General features: G+C 61.1%; 12 protein-coding genes. 6 read left to right on the plus strand and 6 right to left on the minus strand.

Annotated elements, in window-relative coordinates:
* Window positions 1-470 precede the first annotated feature (470 nt).
* Both rlmKL and BM403_RS25435 read left to right on the plus strand, forming a co-directional pair.
* Window positions 471-2,735, plus strand: coding sequence for a bifunctional 23S rRNA (guanine(2069)-N(7))-methyltransferase RlmK/23S rRNA (guanine(2445)-N(2))-methyltransferase RlmL (gene rlmKL / locus BM403_RS25430; protein ID WP_043205747.1), 2,265 nt, complete (start codon window positions 471-473; stop codon window positions 2,733-2,735).
* 141 nt (window positions 2,736-2,876) lie between these two features.
* Window positions 2,877-5,273 (plus strand): sensor domain-containing diguanylate cyclase, encoded by a 2,397-nt coding sequence (locus BM403_RS25435; RefSeq protein WP_093545586.1) that lies wholly within the window; start codon window positions 2,877-2,879, stop codon window positions 5,271-5,273.
* Window positions 5,274-5,377: 104 nt separating this feature from the next.
* Here BM403_RS25435 and dacB read toward each other — a convergent pair whose 3' ends face one another.
* Window positions 5,378-6,838 (minus strand): D-alanyl-D-alanine carboxypeptidase/D-alanyl-D-alanine endopeptidase, encoded by a 1,461-nt coding sequence (dacB, locus tag BM403_RS25440; RefSeq protein WP_015885335.1) that lies wholly within the window; start codon window positions 6,836-6,838, stop codon window positions 5,378-5,380.
* 237 nt (window positions 6,839-7,075) lie between these two features.
* Between dacB and BM403_RS25445 the strand changes: the two genes are divergently transcribed.
* Window positions 7,076-7,420 carry a YggL family protein gene (locus BM403_RS25445; RefSeq protein WP_046036418.1) on the plus strand — a complete coding sequence of 115 codons (345 nt, stop codon included), beginning with the start codon at window positions 7,076-7,078 and terminating at the stop codon, window positions 7,418-7,420.
* 36 nt (window positions 7,421-7,456) lie between these two features.
* Here the strand turns inward: BM403_RS25445 and BM403_RS25450 are convergent, their stop codons facing one another.
* Window positions 7,457-8,647, minus strand: coding sequence for a benzoate/H(+) symporter BenE family transporter (locus BM403_RS25450; RefSeq protein ID WP_015885333.1), 1,191 nt, complete (start codon window positions 8,645-8,647; stop codon window positions 7,457-7,459).
* 226 nt (window positions 8,648-8,873) lie between these two features.
* Here BM403_RS25450 and BM403_RS25455 point away from each other — a divergent pair, with 226 nt between their 5' ends.
* On the plus strand, window positions 8,874-9,638 hold the full coding sequence (locus BM403_RS25455; protein WP_015885332.1) for a GntR family transcriptional regulator: 765 nt from the start codon (window positions 8,874-8,876) through the stop codon (window positions 9,636-9,638).
* Between the two features lie 126 nt (window positions 9,639-9,764).
* Here the strand turns inward: BM403_RS25455 and guaD are convergent, their stop codons facing one another.
* From guaD to xdhA, 4 genes are all read right to left on the minus strand, one after another.
* On the minus strand, window positions 9,765-11,069 hold the full coding sequence (gene guaD / locus BM403_RS25460; protein WP_064052654.1) for a guanine deaminase: 1,305 nt from the start codon (window positions 11,067-11,069) through the stop codon (window positions 9,765-9,767).
* A gap of 7 nt (window positions 11,070-11,076) precedes the next feature.
* Entirely contained in the window at window positions 11,077-11,934 is an 858-nt protein-coding gene (gene xdhC, locus BM403_RS25465) for a xanthine dehydrogenase accessory protein XdhC (protein ID WP_046036420.1), read from the minus strand.
* 122 nt (window positions 11,935-12,056) lie between these two features.
* A complete protein-coding gene (gene xdhB, locus BM403_RS25470; protein WP_015885329.1) occupies window positions 12,057-14,456 on the minus strand; it encodes a xanthine dehydrogenase molybdopterin binding subunit in 2,400 nt (799 codons plus the stop codon).
* Complete coding sequence (gene xdhA / locus BM403_RS25475; protein WP_093545589.1) at window positions 14,449-15,897, minus strand: xanthine dehydrogenase small subunit; 1,449 nt, start codon at window positions 15,895-15,897, stop codon at window positions 14,449-14,451. Before xdhA ends, xdhB begins: the two co-directional genes overlap by 8 nt.
* A 280-nt stretch (window positions 15,898-16,177) precedes the next feature.
* Between xdhA and BM403_RS25480 the strand changes: the two genes are divergently transcribed.
* Window positions 16,178-16,837, plus strand: a complete 660-nt coding sequence (locus BM403_RS25480) for a GntR family transcriptional regulator (protein WP_015885327.1) — start codon at window positions 16,178-16,180, stop codon at window positions 16,835-16,837.
* A 2-nt stretch (window positions 16,838-16,839) separates the two neighbouring features.
* Window positions 16,840-20,328 carry a chromosome segregation protein SMC gene (gene smc, locus BM403_RS25485; RefSeq protein WP_093545592.1) on the plus strand — a complete coding sequence of 1,163 codons (3,489 nt, stop codon included), beginning with the start codon at window positions 16,840-16,842 and terminating at the stop codon, window positions 20,326-20,328.
* Window positions 20,329-20,395 lie beyond the last annotated feature (67 nt).

Consider the following 20,395-nt stretch of genomic DNA (forward strand, 5'->3'; position numbering starts at 1 on the left):
AGTTTTTCTGCCGTTGGTGGGCTCGCTGCCGGCGTGGCGAGCCTAGGTGTCGGCGTCGTTACGGCGCCAACCTGTGTTGAGTTCTAACCAATAGGTCACATGGATTCAATGATCGTTTTGTCATAAGCACGTAACGATAACGATGCTATAGCCATAAGCTGGGATGGCTTTTCGCCCCTTTTATTGGGCAAAGCCAGCTATGATGCACCCTGCAAAGAGGATGGGTTTAATCCTTTAGTGAGAATGTCCGCCCGTTGCGGTCGGTTATTATTCGACGAAGGGTCGGAATATTTCTTTTTGTTGCTGCAAATTCTCTCTCTGCCCCGTCGATAAAGGCCCAAGGGCTCGTTAGACGGGGTGGGACGGCACATTCGTGCCACGCGAGCACTCTTCAAGAAAAGTGCTTGATTGAAAACCGAGCCGGCGATGCGTCGCCCGTTCATTTATTGCTGAAAAGCCTGGATTGCCCCATGTCGGACCGTTTTGAACTCTTCCTCACTTGCCCCAAGGGCCTCGAAGGCCTGCTGATCGAGGAAGCCGTCGGGCTTGGCCTTGAGGAAGCCCGCGAGCACACCTCGGCCGTGCGCGGCATGGCCGACATGGAAACCGCCTACCGCCTGTGCCTCTGGTCGCGACTGGCCAACCGCGTGCTGCTGGTGCTCAAGCGCTTCCCGATGAAGGACGCCGAAGACCTCTACCACGGCGTACTGGATATCGAGTGGGCCGACCACATGGTGCCGGATGGCACCCTGGCGGTTGAGTTCAGCGGCCACGGTTCTGGCATCGACAACACCCACTTCGGTGCGCTGAAGGTCAAGGATGCGATCGTCGACAAGCTGCGCACCCCGGCCGGCGAGCGCCCGTCCATCGACAAGATCAACCCGGACCTGCGCATCCACCTGCGCCTGGACCGTGGCGAAGCCATCCTGTCCCTCGACCTGTCCGGCCACAGCCTGCATCAGCGTGGCTACCGCCTGCAGCAGGGCGCGGCACCGTTGAAGGAAAACCTGGCCGCCGCGATCCTGATTCGTTCGGGCTGGCCGCGCATTGCTGCCGAAGGCGGCGCGCTGACCGACCCGATGTGCGGCGTCGGTACCTTCCTGGTCGAAGGCGCGATGATTGCTGCCGATATGGCGCCCAACCTGAATCGCGAACTGTGGGGCTTCACCACCTGGCTCGGTCACGTCCCGGCGCTGTGGAAGAAGCTGCACACTGAGGCGACTGAGCGCGCGGCCATCGGCATGAACAAGCCGCCGCTGTGGGTGCGTGGCTATGAAGCTGATCCTCGGCTGATCCAACCCGCGCGCAACAACATTGAGCGCGCCGGCCTGAGCCACTGGATCAAGGTGTACCAGGGCGAAGTCGGTACCTTCGAGCCGCGCCCGGACCAGAACCAGAAAGGCCTGGTCATCTGCAACCCACCGTACGGCGAGCGCCTGGGTGACGAAGCCAGCCTGTTGTACCTCTACCAGAACCTCGGCGAGCGTTTGCGCCAAGCGTGCATGGGCTGGGAGGCGGCGGTGTTCACCGGCGCGCCGGACCTGGGCAAGCGCATGGGCATTCGCAGTCACAAACAGTATTCGTTCTGGAACGGCGCGTTGCCGTGCAAATTGCTGCTGATCAAGGTCAACCCTGACCAGTTCGTCACCGGCGAGCGTCGCACCCCGGAGCAGCGCCAGGCCGAGCGTGAGCAAGCCGCTTACGATCAAGCCCCGGTCGAGCCGCAAGAGCGTCAGTACAACAAGAACGGCAACCCGATCAAACCCGCCCCGGCACCGGTGGTCGAGCAGGCGCGCCTGAGCGAAGGCGGGCAGATGTTTGCCAACCGCCTGCAGAAGAACCTCAAGCTGCTGGGTAAGTGGGCCAAGCGTGAAGGCGTGGATTGCTACCGTGTGTACGACGCCGACATGCCGGAATATTCCATGGCCATCGACCTGTACCACGATTGGGTCCATGTACAGGAATACGCCGCACCGAAGTCCATTGACCCGGAAAAAGCCTCCGCGCGTATGTTCGATGCCTTGGCGGCGATTCCCCAGGCGCTGAACATCGACAAGAGCCGTGTGGTGGTCAAGCGTCGCGAGCGTCAGAGCGGCACCAAGCAGTATGAGCGCCAGAGCGCCCAGGGCAAGTTCACTGAAGTCAGCGAAGGCGGCGTGAAGCTGCTGGTCAACCTCACCGACTACCTGGACACCGGCCTGTTCCTCGACCACCGTCCGATGCGCATGCGCATCCAGAAGGAAGCGGCCGGCAAGCGCTTCCTCAACCTGTATTGCTACACCGCCACCGCCAGCGTGCACGCGGCCAAGGGCGGCGCGCGCAGCACTACCAGCGTCGATTTGTCCAAGACTTACCTGGACTGGGCGCGTCGCAACTTCTCCCTCAACGGTTTCTCCGACAAGAACCGTCTGGAGCAGGGTGACGTGATCGCGTGGCTGGAGGCCAGCCGTGATGAGTTCGACCTGATCTTCATCGACCCGCCGACCTTCTCCAACTCCAAGCGCATGGAAGGCATCTTCGACGTACAGCGCGACCACGTGCAGTTGCTCGACTTGGCCATGGCCCGCCTGGCGCCGGGTGGCGTGCTGTACTTCTCGAACAACTTCCGCAAGTTTGTGCTCGAGGACAACCTCAGCGAGCGCTATGCGGTCGAGGAAATCAGCGACAAGACCCTCGACCCGGATTTCGCGCGTAACGCGAAGATCCACCGGGCGTGGAAAATCACCGCGCGCTGATCGCCGTCACCCAAAGCCGCAAGCCTGGATTATTCCGGCCTTGCGGCTTTTTTACGCTGGTCAAACGCTGGGTCGGTAGCTATAACTTAAGGCCTAGCCAAAGTGACACCCCCCCGCAGGCTGGCGTTGTGAGTGTTGCCTATGCCGTTGCAAGCCGTTCGCCCGAAAATCCTAGGCTTTATCAGTGAGCAGGCGTCGGCTTGGCTGGTGGCATTGGTGGTGTTGCTGGCAGGGTTTACCCTGACGGCAATCGTCGCCTGGGCCGCGTCCGACCTTTATCAGCAACAGGTGCGCCAGCGCTTTCAGTTGCTGGTCAACGAGCGTTATACCCGCTTGCAGGAACGCTTCGAAGACCAGGAGCAACGCCTCAACAGCCTACGGCGTTTCTTCGTCAATTCCGACGAGGTGTCCCGTGAAGAATTCGACGGGTTTGCACTGCCCTTGTTGTTGCGCGCCCGCGCTTACTCCTGGGCGCCCCGCGTGTATCGCGAGCAGCGCGAGCAATTTGAGCAGACGGTGTCCGACCAGCGCGGCACACCCTTTGTTATCCGTGAATTGAATTCGGCCGGTGAACTGGCGCCTGCGCCCGAGCGCGATGAATACGTGCCGGTGCTGTACAGCCAGACTCAAAGCTTGCTGGGGGCGCCGCTGGGCTTTGATCTGCTGGCCCAGCCGGTGCGGCGCTCGGCCCTTGAGCGTGCGCAGAAGACCGGCAAGCTGGCGGTCTCTCAGCCGATGCAATTAGTGGGGGTCGAGCCGGCTTATTCCACCGGGGTTTTACTGGTCGCGCCGGTGAGCCGCCTGCCCACATCCGAACAGTCCCAGAATGAGCCCTATGGCTACGTGATGGCGGTGATCAGCATGCGCCAGCTGGTGGCCGACGGTTTGCCCAAGCCCGACCGGGACAACCTGACGATGCAGATAGTCGATACCTCCGACCTGCAAAAGCGCGTGCTCTTCGAGTCCGGCACGGTTGTGTCCGACAGTGACCTGGTCGGCGCGCGTCGTCTCACCTTGGGCGATCACGTGTACGCCTTGAGCCTGCGTCCGAGCCAGGTGTTCGACCAAGCGAACCACTCTTCGTTGTCCACTGTCTTGACCATGGGCGGCCTGCTCAGCCTGCTGCTCAGCGCCTTGCTCTATATGCTGGTGAGCCAACGCCAGCGCGCGTTGAAATTGGTTGAGCAACGTACCGTACAACTGCGTCTGCGCGAGCAGGAGTTGCGCGGTGCCCATGGTCAGTTGCGCAGCGTGCTCAACGCGGCCACGCAGGTGGCGATTATTGCCACCGACCTGCGCGGCATCATCAACACCTTCAATGCCGGTGCGGAACAGATGCTGGGGTTCCAGGCCGAGCACGTGGTGGGGACATATACCCTGGAAAGCCTGCACCTGGCGACGGAGTTGGAAGTGCGTGCGGCCAGCTTGAGTGTGGCCTTGGGCAAGCGTATTCCGGCGAGCCAGGCCATGCTGGTGGAAAGCCCTGACAACCTGCACGAAGCCCGTGAATGGACCCTGATCCGCCAAGACGGCAGCCCGTTGACGGTGAACATGTTGGCCACGGTGTTGCTGGACGACCATGGTTTGTGGATCGGTCACCTGGCGATTTACCTGGACATCACCGAACAAAAGCGCGCTTACGAGGCCTTGGCTGCCAGGGATCGCCTGCTCAAAAAGCTCAGCGCCCATGTCCCCGGCGGAATCTTCCAGTTCACCCTGGAGCCCCAGGACAACTGGAAATTCATCTACGCCAGCGATGGCATGCGCGACATCTATGAAATCGAGCCTGGTGTGTTGCAGCAGGATGCGAAGAAGGTCTTCGAGCGTATCCACCCGCTGGACGCGGAACGGGTGCGCGCCTCGATTCGCTTGTCGGCATTGCAGTTGAGTCATTGGCGCGAGGAGTACCGGGTGCAGTTGCCGCAACGCGGCCTGCGCTGGATTCGTGGCGAGGCGACGCCGGAAGAGTTACCCGCAGGCGGCACGTTGTGGCATGGCTACGTGTCGGATATTTCCGATCTCAAACGGGTGGAGGAAGAGCTGCGCGCGCTGTCCATCACCGACTCATTGACCGGCATCCACAACCGCCGCTATTTCCAGGATCGCCTCAAGGCCGAGATGGTGAGGCTCAACCGCACCTCGGGGGCATTGTCGGTGATCATGCTTGATATCGATCACTTCAAGCGTATCAACGATCAGCACGGGCATGCCGTTGGCGATGGGGTGTTGCAGGAGCTGTGCAAACGCATCAGCCAGCGCCTGCGCCGCACCGATGTGTTCTGCCGCCTGGGCGGTGAGGAATTCATGGTGCTGTGCCCTCACACGGACGGCGAGCAGGCCTACAGCCTGGCGACGGAGTTGTGGGCGTCGCTGCGCAGTGCGCCGATGGAGCCGGTCGGCATTGTCACCGCCAGCTTTGGCGTGGCCAGTTGGCGGGTGGATGAAGGTATCGACGGGCTGTTGCTGCGCGCCGACTCGGCGGTGTACGTGGCCAAGCAGGGCGGCCGCGACCGGGTCGAAGCGCCCCCGGTTTGCTGACCGGCCCTGTTGTGTGATGCGCGGGATTGTTGTGGTGCTCGGGATTGTGTGTGATGCACTGGATTGTGGTGGTGAGCGGGCTCACCACAGTTGCTCACTCGGTTTCAGAGGACCGGAGCGGCCGCCACTGCCTTTGGCTGGCGATATAAATCCAGCAGCACCTGATCCAGCACCGACGAAGCACCCCATGGCTTCGGATCGTTGAGGATCGCCACCACGGCCCAAGTGTTGCCGTTGTTGTCACGGCTGAACCCGGCGATGGCGCGCACGGTGTTCAAGGTGCCGGTCTTGACGTGGGCTTCGCCGCGCATGGCGGTGGTTTTCAGGCGCTTGCGCATGGTGCCGTCAGTGCCGGCAATCGGCATCGAGCTGATGTACTCCGCCGCGTAAGGGCTTTTCCACGCCGCTTGCAGCATGGCGGCCATCTCGCGGGCGCTGACCCGTTCGGCACGGGACAGGCCGGAGCCGTTCTCCATCACCAGGTGCGGCGCGGTGATGCCTTTTTTCGCCAGCCACTGGCGCACTACGCGTTGCGCGGCCTTGGCATCGTCGCCGTCGGCATCGTTGCGAAACTGCGCACCCAGGCTCAGGAACAGCTGTTGGGCCATGGTGTTGTTACTGTATTTGTTGATGTCGCGGATGATTTCCGCGAGGTCCGGCGAAAACGCCCGAGCCAGCACTTTGGCATCCTTGGGCACCGGCGCCTGGATGTCACGGCCCTGGATGGTACCGCCCAGTTCCTTCCAGATCGCCCGGACGGCACCGGCCGTGTAGGTGGCGTGATCCAGCAACGACAGATAGGTCTGCGAACTGCAGCCATCGGCCAACTGGCCGCTGACCGTCACCGTCACGCTGCCATCGGCGGCGGTGACCGGGTTGTAACGTACGTCGCCGGTGCACTGCTTGGCGTTGGAGACCTTGACCTGGTTGTCGATGCGAATGCTCGCGATCGGTGGCTCGACCGACACCAGCACCCGGCCGGAATCATTGCGGGTCACAAAGCGCAGGGCCTTGAGGTTGACCAATAGCGCGTCCGGCTTGACCAGGAACGGTTTGTTCTCGTCGTTGCCATCGTCATTGAATTCGGGCAACAGCGGTTGGTTGAAGAAGCTGCGGTCCAGCACCAGGTCACCGGTGACCTGCTGCACGCCGTTGGCGCGCAGGTCGCGCATCAGCAGCCAGAGTTTTTCCATGTTCAGCTTGGGGTCGCCGCCGCCCTTGAGGTACAGGTTGCCGTGCAGCACGCCACCGCTGAGGGTGCCGTCGGTGTAGAACTCGGTTTTCCACTGGTGGTTGGGGCCGAGCATTTCCAGGGCCGCATAGGTGGTAACCAGCTTCATGGTCGAGGCCGGGTTCACCGACACGTCGGCATTGAACACGGTCGGCGTGCCGGGGCCGTTCAGGGGGATCATCACCAGGGACAGCGCGGTGTTTTGCAGCTTGGCTTTCGCAAGCGCCTGCTGAACATTCGGTGGCAGGGTGTTATTGACGGGGGCAGCGGAGGTGGAAAAAGCCAGTGGAAGGAGGAAACCGGCGAGTAGTACGGAGCGCAAAGATTTGATCATAAGAAGTAAAACCCTACTGCTGAGGAGGGTGAAAAAGGCGAGGGGTATATAAGAAAATCCCTCAATGGTCATGAAAGTGTCGGCATTATGCCCCAAGGCGTAGCCACTTGTAGCTGAACGATAGCGGGTTATGGGCGTTTTTTTTACCGGTAAATGGCCGCCTGTCCCAGAGAGTCGGGCAATCGCCGCCTTAAACTGCTAAAGTGCCGCCCGTTATTACTTATGAGGATTGTTCCAATGGCGACTAACCGTTCCCAGCGTCTGCGCAAAAAACTGTGCGTTGATGAATTTCAAGAGCTGGGTTTCGAACTGAACCTGGACTTCAAAGAAGGCCTGAGTGAAGAAGCTACCGATGCTTTCCTCGAAGCATTCATCAAAGAAGCCATGGAAGCCAATGGTCTGGGCTATGTCGGCGGCGATGACTTCGGTCTGGTTTGCCTGCAGAAGCGTGGCTCGGTCAACGAAGAACAGCGCGCAGCTGTTGAAAGCTGGCTCAAAGGCCGCAGCGAACTGAAAAGCGCTGAAGTCAGCCCGCTGCTGGACGTTTGGTATCCGGAAAAGCCGATCAACGCGGCTAAGTGATACTAAAAAAACGGCGACCTCAGGGTCGCCGTTTTTTTATGCCTTGCGCCCATTCAGAATCAGCAGCGTCAACACCCCCGCCACAATCCCCCAGAACGCCGAGCCGATGGAAAACAGCGTCAAGCCAGACGCCGTGACCATAAAGGTGATCAGCGCCGCTTCCCGTTCCTTCGGCTCATTCATGGCGATACTCAAGCCATTGATGATCGAGCCAAACAACGCCAACGCTGCAATCGACAGCACCAGTTCCTTGGGCAAGGCCGCGAACAAGGCCGCCAAGGTCGCGCCGAACACCCCTGCAATCCCGTAGAACACCCCGCACCACACCGCCGCGGTATAGCGCTTGTTACGGTCCTCATGGGCATGCGGCCCGGTGCAGATCGCCGCGCTGATCGCCGCGAGGTTGATGCCGTGGGAGCCGAAGGGCGCCAGCACCAGGGAGGCCAGACCCGTGGCGGTGATCAAGGGTGAGGCGGGCACGTTATAGCCGTCGGCCCTGAGCACCGCGACGCCGGGCATGTTCTGCGACGTCATCGCCACCACAAACAACGGGATGCCGATGCTGATGGTCGCCGCCAACGAGAAGTGTGGCGTGGTCCATACCGGCGTCGCCACTTCCAGGTGAAAAGCGCTGAAGTCCAACAGCCCCATCAACCCCGACAAGGCGGTGCCGATCAGCAGCGCGGCCAGCACCGCATAACGCGGCGACAGACGCTTGATCACTAGGTAGGTGAAGAACATCCCCAGCACCAGCCCGGTGCGATGCTGCGCGGCGACGAAGATCTCACTGCCGATCTTGAACAGAATCCCCGCCAGCAAGGCGGCTGCCAGCGATGCCGGGATGCGCTTGACCAGTTTTTCAAAGCTGCCGGTCAACCCGCAAATCGTCACCAGCACGGCGCAGGTAATGTAGGCACCAATGGCCTCGCCATAACTCACACCGCCCAGGCTGGTGATCAGCAGCGCTGCGCCCGGCGTCGACCAGGCGATGGTGATGGGCGTGCGATAGCGCAGCGAGAGGCCGATGCTGCACACCGCCATGCCGATGGAAATCGCCCAGATCCAGGAAGAAATCTGCGCCGTGGTCAAACCGGCGGCTTGTCCGGCCTGAAACATCAGGACCAGGGAGCTGGTGTAGCCGGTCATCATGGCGATGAAGCCGGCGACGACGGCCGACGCAGAAGTGTCGGCCAGCGGGCGCAAAGGCGCTTGGGTGGCGTCGGTCATGGAGCGGTGTTCCTTTTACCTGGAAGTTTGCCGGTGGCGGCACGGATTCAAGCCTAAACTCAAACCTGACAAGTCATTGCAATACAGCCGGCGCCGCAAACAGCCGTACAGTGTGTTGGCGCATCCGGTTGTGTACAATGTGCCCTGTTTTTAGGTGATACTTGCCAGCGACACGCCGTTGCCGTATTACCGTTAATTCGCCGCCGTTCTCCAAACCCGAGTGCCCATGAACGAACAGTTGCAACCTCTCAAGAAACAACCGCGAGCCGGCAAGGCCGGTCGCAGCGGAACCCAGGACGATATCGTCTACGCGCATATCTTCGAGGCGATCCTCGAACAACGCCTGGCACCCGGTACCAAGTTGAGTGAAGAGGCTCTGGGCGAAATTTTCGGCGTCAGTCGCACCATCATTCGCCGCGCCCTGTCGCGCCTGGCCCATGAAGGCGTGGTGTTGCTGCGGCCCAATCGCGGTGCGGTGGTGGCCAGCCCGAGCGTCGAGGAAGCGCGCCAAGTGTTCCTCGCGCGGCGTCTGGTGGAGCGGGCGATCACTGAATTGGCGGTGCAGCACGCAACGGCCGAACAACTGGCCGAGCTGCGTCAGATGGTCAATGACGAGCGCGACAGCTTCTCCCGTGGCGATCGCGGTGCCGGTATCCGCCTCTCCGGCGAATTCCACCTCAAGCTGGCCGAAGCGGCGAAGAACGCGCCGTTGATCAGCTTCCAGCGCAGCCTGGTGTCCCAGACCTCATTGATCATCGCCCAGTACGAAAGCGGCAACCGCTCGCACTGTTCGTACGATGAACACACCCAATTGATCGATGCGATCGAAGCACGGGATGCGGCGCTGGCGGTGAACCTGATGATGCACCACATGGACCATATCGACAGCAAGCTCAACCTCGATGAGGAAAGTGCGTCGGATGATTTGCATGCGGTGTTCTCGCATTTGTTGCAGACGAAAAAGCCAGGTCGCTCTTCCATCAAGCTGTAAATACGACCAACAATGTGGGAGGGGGCTTGCCCCCGATAGCGGTGCATCAGTCAATTAATCCAGAGACTGACACTCTGCTATCGGGGGCAAGCCCCCTCCCACATTTGTTTTGGGGTGTTTGTGGAATTAGCGCTGGTGCACCAATTGCCCGGCTGCATACGTCTGCAACACCGTCCGATCATCCCCCAGCGTCATCAACACAAACAACGTCTCGGCAATGTTCTTCGCCTGCTTCAGGCGGTAGCTCAGCAGCGGCGTGGCGTTGTAGTCCAGCACCAGAAAGTCCGCATCCGTGCCCGGTTGCAACGTACCGATCTTGTCTTCCAACCGCAGCGCCCGCGCACCGCCCAGGGTGGCCAGGTACAGCGATTTGAACGGGCTCAACCGTGCACCCTGCAACTGCATGACTTTGTACGCTTCGTTCAGGGTTTGCAGCAGCGAAAAACTGGTACCGCCGCCCACGTCAGTGCCCAGGCCCACATTCAGTTTGTGTTTCTCAGCCATCGGCAGGTTGAACAAACCGCTGCCGAGGAAGAAGTTCGAGGTTGGGCAGAACGCGATCGCCGAACCTGTTTCCGCCAGCCGTGCGCATTCGTCATCACACAGGTGCACGCCATGGGCAAACACCGAGCGCTCGCCCAGCAGTTTGTAGTGGTCGTACACATCCAGGTAGCCCGTGCGCTCCGGGAACAGTTCCTTCACCCATTCCACTTCCTGCTTGTTCTCACTGATGTGCGTCTGCATGTACAGATCCGGGTATTCGCCCAGCAGTTGCCCGGCCAGCGCCAGTTGCTCCGGCGTGCTGGTCGGCGCAAAGCGTGGCGTCACCGCATAGTGCAGGCGGCCCTTGCCGTGCCAGCGCTCGATCAGTGCTTTGCTTTCCTGGTAGCCGGATTCGGCGGTGTCGGTGAGATAGTCCGGCGCGTTGCGGTCCATCATCACCTTGCCGGCGATCATGCGCAGGTCGAGCTTTTCGGCCGCTTCGAAAAACGCATTCACCGATTGCGGATGCACGCTGCCGAACACTAACGCGGTGGTGGTGCCGTTGCGCAGCAGTTCCTTGATGAAAATATCCGCGACTTCTTCGGCGTGCGCCTTGTCGGCGAACTGGCTTTCGCACGGGAAGGTGTAGGTGTTGAGCCAATCCAGCAACTGCTCGCCATACGCGCCGACCATGCCGGTTTGCGGCAGGTGGATATGGGTGTCGATCAGGCCGGGGGTGATCAGCGCGTCCTGGTAATGGGTGATATCGATATCGGCGGGCAGGGTCGGCAGTAAGTCGCTGGCGTGGCCGACGGCGCTGATCTGGCCGTTTTCGATGACCAGCAGGCCGTCTTCGAAATACTCGTAGGAGGCTTCGATGCCCACTTCAGCGGGGTCGGCGAGGCTGTGCAGAAGGGCGGCACGGTAGGCTTTGCGGGTCAAAGGCATGGTCGTCTCAATTCTTGGCAAAAGAAGTCAAAGCTTGGCTGCGGCGCGAAGCCACAAGCAGTTTGGCAATGGGTTCGGCGCCGGCAGTGTGCTGGCCGAAATTCGCGTTATAAGTGGCGATGATTTCGCCGGCGATGGAGATGGCGATCTCCACCGGCAACTTGCCCTTCACCTCGGTGAGGCCCATGGGGCAGCGCATGCGTTGCAATTGCGCGGCGTCGAAACCACGGTCGCGCAGGCGGTGTTCGAACTTGACGCGTTTGGTCTTCGAACCGATCAGGCCGAAGTAGGCAAAGTCATTGCGCTTGAGCAGGGCGGCGGTCAGTTCGAGGTCCAGCGCGTGATTGTGGGTCATGACGATGCAGTAACTGCCCACCGGCAAGTCGGCAATTTCGTCGACCGGTTCTTCGCTGACGATTTTACGCACGCCTTGCGGGATCTGTTCCGGAAATTCCTGGTCACGCGAATCGATCCAGCGCACCCGGCACGGCAGGCTTGCCAGCAACGGCACCAGCGCACGCCCCACGTGGCCGGCGCCAAACACGGCAATCTGCGCTTGCACTTGGCCCATGGGTTCGAACAGCAACACGGTCACGCCACCGCAGCACTGGCCCAGGCTCGCGCCCAGGCTGAAGCGCTCCAGGTGGGTGTTCTGCTGGCCACGCACGAGCATGTCGCGGGCGATCTGCATCGCCTTGTATTCCAGGTGCCCGCCGCCGATGGTGTCGAAGGTCTGGGTGGCGCTGATCACCATCTTAGAACCGGCATTGCGCGGTGTAGAGCCGAGCTCTTCGATGATGGTCACCAGGACGCAGGGTTCGCCGCTGTTTTGCAGGTCGGCGAGGGCGCTGATCCAATTGTTCATGTTTACCTCAACATTTCTGTTGTCAGTTCGGCCGTCATCGGGAGCAAGCCCCTTCCCACATTTAGAGCTGCGAATACATTCCAGTGTGGGAGGGGGCTTGCCCCCGATGGCAGCGCCTCGATCTAAAGCGAAGCCATCTCGGTATCAGCCTCAACCACCTTCGCCACAGTCAATTGGCGCATTTGTTCGCAACCCCACAACACCCGCTCCGGCGTCGCCGGCGCATCAATCTTGGGCTGATGGCGATACTCACCCAAGCTCGCCACCGCATCCTTGATCGCGCACCACGATGCAATCCCGAGCATGAACGGCGGCTCGCCCACGGCCTTGGAATGGAACACCGTGTCTTCGGGGTTCTTGCGGTTTTCCACCAGCTTCACCCGCAGGTCCAGCGGCATGTCTGCCACTGCCGGGATCTTGTAGCTGGCCGGCCCGTTGGTCATCAGCTTGCCCTTGTTGTTCCACACCAGCTCTTCCATGGTCAGCCAGCCCATGCCCTGGATAAAGCCGCCTTCGACCTGGCCGATGTCGATGGCCGGGTTCAGCGAGGCGCCCACGTCGTGGAGGATGTCGGTGCGCAGCATCTTGTATTCGCCGGTGAGGGTGTCGACGATCACTTCGCAGCACGCCGCGCCGAACGCGTAGTAATAGAACGGCCGACCCCGTGACTGGCTGCGGTCGTAGAAGATTTTCGGGGTCTTGTAGAACCCGGTGCTCGACAGCGAGACCTGAGCGAAATACGCCTGCTGGATCAGCGCCTCGAAGGACAGGATCTGCTCACGCACTCGCACATGACCGTTGCGGAACTCCACATCGGCTTCGCTCACGTCGTATTTGCGGGCGGCGAACTCCACCAGGCGCTGCTTGATGGTTTCGGCGGCGTTCTGCGCGGCCTTGCCGTTCAAGTCGGCACCGCTGGACGCCGCGGTCGGCGAGGTGTTGGGCACTTTGTCGGTGTTGGTGGCGGTGATCTGCACGCGGTCGATTTCGACCTGGAACACCTCGGCCACCACCTGCGCGACCTTGGTGTTCAAGCCCTGGCCCATCTCGGTGCCGCCGTGGTTCAAGTGGATGCTGCCGTCGGTGTAGATATGGATCAACGCGCCGGCCTGGTTGAGGAAGCTGGCGGTAAACGAAATACCGAATTTCACCGGGGTCAACGCCAGGCCTTTTTTCAGGATCGGGCTGTGGGCGTTGTACCGGCGGATGGCTTCGCGGCGCTCGGCGTATTGGCTGCTGGCTTCCAGCTCGGCGGTCATCTCTTCGAGCATGTTGTGCTCGACGGTCTGGTAGTAGTGGGTGACGTTGCGCTCGGTCTTGCCGTAATAGTTGGCCTTGCGCACCGCCAGCGGGTCGAGCGCCAGGTGACGGGCGATGGCGTCCATCACTTCCTCGATGGCAACCATGCCTTGCGGGCCCCCGAAGCCGCGATAGGCGGTGTTGGAGGCGGTGTTGGTCTTGCAGCGATGACCGTTGACGGTGGCATCACCCAGGTAATACGAGTTGTCGGCGTGGAACATCGCGCGGTCGACAATCGAGTTGGACAAGTCCGGTGAACAGCCGCAGTTACCCGCCAGTTCCAGGTTGATTCCGTGCAGGCGGCCGCTATCGTCGAAGCCCACGTCGTATTCGATGTAGAAGGGGTGGCGCTTGCCGGTCATCAACATGTCTTCGACGCGCGGCAGGCGCATCTTGGTCGGCTGGCCGGTCAGGCGCGCCACCACCGCGCACAGGCATGCCGGGCTGGCGGCCTGGGTTTCCTTGCCGCCGAAACCGCCGCCCATGCGGCGCATGTCGACCACAATCTTGTTCATCGACACGTCCAGCACTTCGGCCACCAGCTTCTGCACTTCGGTGGGGTTCTGCGTGGAGCAGTAGACGATCATGCCGCCGTCTTCGGTGGGCATCACCGAAGAGATCTGGGTTTCCAGGTAGAAGTGTTCCTGGCCGCCGATGTGCAGCGTGCCCTGGAGACGATGTTTCGCGGTCGCCAGTGCGCCGGCCGAATCTCCGCGCTGATGGGTGTGGCTGTCCAGCACGAAATGTTTGTTGCGAAAGGCCTCGACCACGTCCAGCACCGGTTCCAGGTCTTCGTATTCGATCACTGCGGCCATCGCGGCCTTGCGTGCGGTTTCCAGGTCGCGGGCGGCCACCGCCAGCACCACCTGGCCAACAAACTGCACGGTGTCGATGGCCAGCAACGGATCGCCGGGCATCAACGGGCCAATGTCTTTCAGGCCCGGCACATCTTCATGGGTGATGACAATGCGCACGCCATCGAAGGCGTAGCAGGGCGCAGTGTCGATGCTGATGATTTTCGCGTGGGCGCGGTCGGACATGCGCGCATACAGGTGCAACTGATTGGGGAATTCCAGGCGGTCATCGATGTACTGCGCTTCACCGGACACGTGTTTGGCGGCGCTGTCATGCTTGACGCTGCGGCCGACCCCGGAGGTAAGGTCCTGGGCGAACAGCTCGGCAAGCTCGGCCTGGGTTTTAACGACGGCGTGATGGTTAGACATAAGCGGTCACCCGAGTCTCGATGTGCGGCGTTTGCAGTTCGATGAAGTATTTGCGCAGCAGGTTCTGCGCGCTGAGCAGGCGGTATTCCTTGCTGGCGCGGAAGTCCGACAGCGGGGTGAAATCCTCGGCCAGGGCGGCGCAGGCTATCTCCACGGTGGCGCTGTTCCACGTGGCGCCGACTAAGGCGGCTTCGCAGCTTTTGGCGCGTTTGGGCGTGGCGGCCATGCCGCCGAACGCAACGCGGGCCTCGCGGATCACGCCGTTGTCGATCTTCAGGTTGAACGCGGCGCAGACGGCGGAAATATCATCGTCCAGGCGCTTGGATACCTTGTAGGCACGGAACAACGCGTGGCCCTTCGGCACGATGATCTTCTCGATGAACTCGCTGTCCTGGCGGGCGGTGACGCGGTAGTCGATGAAGTAGTCTTCGAGCGCCAGGGTGCGGCGTGTCTCGCCCTTGCACAGCACAATCTGCGCGCCGAGAGCGATCAGCAGCGGCGGCGAATCACCAATCGGCGAAGCGTTGCCGATGTTGCCACCGAGGGTGCCCTGGTTGCGGATCTGCAGGGAGGCGAAGCGGTGCAGCAGTTCGCCGAAGTCCGGGTAGGCGTGGTGCAACGCGGTGTAGCAGTCGGAGAGGGCGGCGGCGGCGCCGATTTCCAGGCGGTCGTCGAAGTGTTCGATGCGCTTCATTTCTTCAATGTTGCCGACGTAGATCATCACCGGCAGCGTGCGGTGGAACTGGGTGACTTCCAGCGCCAGGTCGGTGCCACCGGCCAGCAGGCGGGCTTGCGGGTAGGCGTCGTAGAGGTCGGCCAGGTCAGCGACGGTGAGCGGCACCAGGCAGCGTTTATCGCCGCTGTTGAGTTCACCGGTTTGCGTCGGCGCAATGGCTTTAAGGCGGGCGATGGTCTCAGCTTGCCGGCTGTCGAACTGGTCCTGGGGCTTGTTGCAGCAGGCCTGCTCGGCGGCGGCGAGAATTGGGCGATAACCGGTGCAGCGGCACAGGTTGCCGGCCAAGGCTTCATGGGCTTTCTGGCTGTCGGGGGCGTCACTGTTCTTTTGCAGGGCAAACAATGACATCACAAAACCGGGGGTGCAAAAGCCACATTGCGACCCGTGGCACTCGACCATGGCCTGTTGCACGCTGTGCAGTTGGCCCTGGTGCTTGAGGTCTTCGACGCTGATCAGTTGTTTGCCGTGCAGCGATGATACAAAGGTCAGGCAGGAATTGAGGCTGCGATAACGAATCTGCTCGGTGCCTTGGTCATCCGTGTGCAGTTCGCCGACCACCACAGTGCACGCACCGCAATCGCCGCTCGCGCAGCCTTCCTTGGTACCGGATTTGCCCAGGTGCTCACGCAAATAGTTGAGCACGGTCAGGTTGGGGTCCAGGGCGTGCTCGCTACGGAGTTCCTGGTTAAGTAAAAACTGGATCACGGAAGGCCTCGCAGACTCATTATTGTTGTTAACCGCTTTGCGCCGAATCTAGTCATGTCTGACTTTTCGGTCAATGGTTTTCTGACTTAAGGGTCAAGAAAATGCAGTCACAACACTTTCAATTATGGTTCAGTCTTCTGGAACCGGTGTTTTTAAAGGCTTTTGGGTGTTCAACGTTGCTTATTTCATGCCAAATTCGCCGCCGTGGGCGTAGCGCCATCAGCGGGCCAATGCGCTACACTGCCGCGCTTGTACCGATAGAAGATTTTGAAGGGAAAACATGACGTTCAAGGCGCCGGACAGTCTCGCCGAGCAAATTGCTCACCACCTCGCCGAACGCATCATTCGCGGCGATCTCAAGCCTGGGGAGCGGATCCAGGAGCAAAAGGTCACGCTGGCACTCAATGTCAGCCGTGGTTCCGTGCGCGAAGCCTTGCTGATCCTCGAGCGCCGTCACCTGATCGCGATCCTGCCGCGCCGTGGCGCCCACGTCACCGAACTCACCGCGCACAAAGTGCAGAGCCTGTGCACCTTGATGAGCGAGTTGTACATCCTCCTGGGCAATGCGGTTGCCCAAGGCTGGCAAACCCAGGTGGACATGGCGCCCTTTGTGCAGATCCAACAGCGCCTGGTGACCAATTTCGAGCGCCAGGACATCCGCGCCTTCGTCGAAGAGTGCTTCAATGTGATGCGCGCCGCTTACCCCTTCGCCAACAACCCGTATCTGCAAGAGACAGTCGAGAACCTGCAGCCGGCGATGAACCGTGCTTATTACCTAGCCCTGGATCAACGCAAGGCGTCCATGAGCGAGTACCTGGCGCTGTTCGAGCAACTGCTCGCCGCCGTACTCGCCCGTGACCTGCCGCAGATTCGCCTCGTGCTGTCGGCTTACTGCCAGCGCAGTTCCTCGCTGGTCATCGCTGCGTTGGCGGACGCCTAAGCGTGCGGCTCAAGTGCATCAAACTGGCGGGGTTTAAATCCTTCGTCGACCCGACCACGGTCAACTTCCCCAGTAACATGGCGGCGGTGGTCGGGCCCAATGGTTGCGGCAAGTCGAACATCATCGACGCCGTACGCTGGGTGATGGGCGAGAGCTCGGCTAAAAACCTGCGTGGCGAGTCGATGACCGACGTCATCTTCAACGGCTCAACCAGCCGCAAGCCGGTGAGCCAGGCGAGCATCGAACTGGTGTTCGATAACTCCGACGGCACGTTGATCGGCGAGTACGCGGCCTACGCGGAAATTTCGATCCGCCGCAAAGTGACCCGCGACAGCCAGAACAGCTACTTCCTCAACGGCACCAAGTGTCGCCGTCGGGACATCACCGATATCTTTCTCGGCACAGGCCTGGGCCCGCGCAGCTACTCGATCATCGAGCAGGGCATGATCTCCAAGCTGATCGAAGCCAAGCCCGAAGACCTGCGTAACTTTATCGAGGAAGCGGCCGGTATCTCCAAGTACAAGGAGCGCCGCCGCGAGACCGAAAACCGTATCCGCCGCACCCACGAGAACCTCGCCCGCCTGACCGACCTGCGTGAAGAGCTGGAGCGCCAATTGGAGCGCCTGCACCGCCAGGCCCAGGCCGCCGAGAAGTACCAGGAATACAAAGGCGAGGAGCGCCAGCTCAAGGCACAACTCTCGGCCCTGCGCTGGCAGGCGCTGAATGACCAGGTGGGGCAGCGCGAAGCGATCATTGGCACCCAGGAAATCAGCTTCGAAGCCTTGGTGGCCGAGCAGCGCAATGCCGACGCCAGCATCGAGCGCCTGCGTGACGGCCACCATGACCTGTCCGAGCGCTTCAATCTGGTGCAAGGCCGTTTCTATTCGGTGGGTGGCGACATTGCTCGCGTGGAGCAGAGCATCCAGCACGGTCAGCAGCGCCTGCGCCAATTGCAGGATGACCTGAAGGAAGCCGAACGCGCGCGCCTGGAAACCGAATCGCACCTGGGCCACGATCGCACCTTGCTGCTGACCCTCGGCGAAGAGCTGGACATGCTCACGCCCGAGCAGGAACTCACCAGCGCCGCCGCCGAAGAAGCCGCCGCCGCCCTGGAAGAGTCCGAAACCACCATGCACGGCTGGCAGGAACAGTGGGACACCTTCAACCTGAAGTCCGCCGAGCCACGCCGCCAGGCCGAGGTGCAGCAGTCACGCATCCAACAGCTGGAAACCAGCATGGAGCGCCTGGCCGAGCGCCAGCGTCGTCTGCAGGAAGAGCGCGTGTTGCTCGCCGCCGACCCGGAAGACGCGGCGATCATGGAGCTGAGCGAACAACTGGCCGAAAGCGAAATGACGCTGGAGGAACTGGAAGCCAGCGAAGAACAACAAGTGGAGCGCCTTGAGCAATTGCGTCAGCAACTGCAACAAGCGACCCAGGCTCAGCAACAGGCCCAGGGGGATTTGCAGCGGCTCAATGGCCGTCTGGCATCCCTTGAGGCGTTGCAGCAAGCCGCTTTGGACCCAGGCACCGGTACCGCCGAATGGCTGCGCGACCAGCACCTGGCCGAACGCCCGCGCCTGGCTGAAGGATTAAAAGTTGAAGCCGGTTGGGAGCTGGCGGTAGAGACCGTTTTAGGCGCCGACCTGCAAGCCGTACTGGTGGACGATTTTGGCGGTTTTGACCTGGCCGGTTTTGCCCAGGGCGATTTGCGTTTGCTCAGCCCGGCCGCTGACGGCGCGCGGGTGCCGGGCAGTTTGCTGGATAAAGTTGAGGCGGCGATTGATCTGTCGCCGTGGCTCGGCCAAGTCAAACCGGTCGAATCTCTTGAGCAGGCCCTGGCCCAACGTGGCCAACTGGCGGCCGGCGAAAGCCTGATCAGCCGCGACGGCTATTGGGTGGGTCGCCATTTCCTGCGTGTACGGCGCGCCAGTGAAGCGGAAAGCGGTGTTCTGGCCCGTGGCCAGGAAATCGTCAACCTGATCGCCGAGCGTGAAGAGCGCGAAGCCACGTTGGAGAGCCTGGAAACCGAACTGCAAACCCTGCGGGCCACCCAGCGCCAGCAAGAGACCGGTCGTGAACACCTGCGCCGCCTGTTGCAGGACGAAGCGCGCCAGCAAGGCGAATTGAAAGCCCAGCTCTCCGCGAGCAAAGCCAAGGTCGAGCAACTGACCCTGCGCCGCACCCGTCTGGACGAAGAAGTTGCCGAGATGGGCGAGCAACGCGCCCTCGAACACGAACAGATCGGCGAAGCCCGCCTGCAGTTGCAGGAAGCCCTCGACAGCATGGCGCTGGACACCGAGCAGCGCGAATTGCTGCTGGCCCAGCGCGACAGCCTGCGCGAGCGCCTTGACCGCGTGCGCCAGGAAGCGCGGCAGCACAAGGACCACGCTCACCAGTTGGCGGTACGCTTAGGGTCGCTCAAGGCCCAGCACGCGTCCACGGCCCAGGCCCTTGAGCGCCTGGAGATGCAGTCCGAGCGCCTGACCGAAAAGCGCGAGCAACTGAGCCTCAACCTGGAAGAAGGCGAGGCGCCGCTGGAAGAGTTGCGCCTCAAGCTCGAAGAGTTGCTCGACAAGCGCATGACCGTCGACGAGGAACTCAAGACCGCACAGATCGCCCTGGAAGACGCCGACCGCGAACTGCGCGACGCCGAAAAACGCCGGACCCAGGCCGAGCAGCAATCCCAGCTGATCCGCGGCCAGCTCGAACAACAGCGCATGGAATGGCAAGCCCTGACAGTGCGCCGCAAGACCCTCCAGGACCAATTGCTGGAAGACGGCTATGACCTGCACGGCGTGCTTAACACCCTGACCGCCCAGGCCAACGAGAAAGACGCCGAAGAAGAACTTGAGCGCATTGCTGCACGTATCCAACGACTCGGCGCGATCAACCTCGCCGCCATCGACGAATACCAGCAGCAATCCGAGCGTAAACGTTATCTGGACGCCCAGGACGCCGACCTGGTGGAAGCCCTGGACACCCTGGAAAACGTGATCCGCAAGATCGACAAGGAAACCCGTAACCGCTTCAAAGATACCTTTGATCAGATTAATGGCGGTTTACAGGCCTTATTCCCAAAAGTTTTCGGCGGTGGCAGCGCTTACTTGGAACTGACGGGCGAAGATCTACTCGATACAGGGGTAACGATCATGGCGCGGCCTCCGGGCAAGAAGAACAGCACCATCCATTTGTTGTCCGGCGGCGAGAAAGCCCTGACCGCATTGGCCCTGGTATTTGCCATCTTCAAGTTGAACCCGGCGCCGTTCTGCATGCTCGATGAAGTTGACGCTCCGCTGGATGACGCTAACGTTGGACGGTACGCGCGGTTGGTCAAAGAGATGTCCCAGACCGTGCAGTTCATCTATATCACCCACAACAAGATCGCCATGGAAATGGCTGATCAGTTGATGGGGGTAACGATGCATGAGCCGGGCTGTTCGCGTTTGGTGGCCGTGGATGTGGAAGAAGCGATGGCGATGGTGGAGTCTTGAACCCTGTCGCGAGAGAATTTTTTTAGCACGCTGTAAGACGGTTTACCGGTCTGGCGAAAGTGGCAAA

It is taken from the genome of Pseudomonas sp. OV546 (assembly GCF_900116845.1).
In the GTDB taxonomy this organism is placed as follows: Bacteria; Pseudomonadota; Gammaproteobacteria; order Pseudomonadales; family Pseudomonadaceae; genus Aquipseudomonas; species Aquipseudomonas petroselini.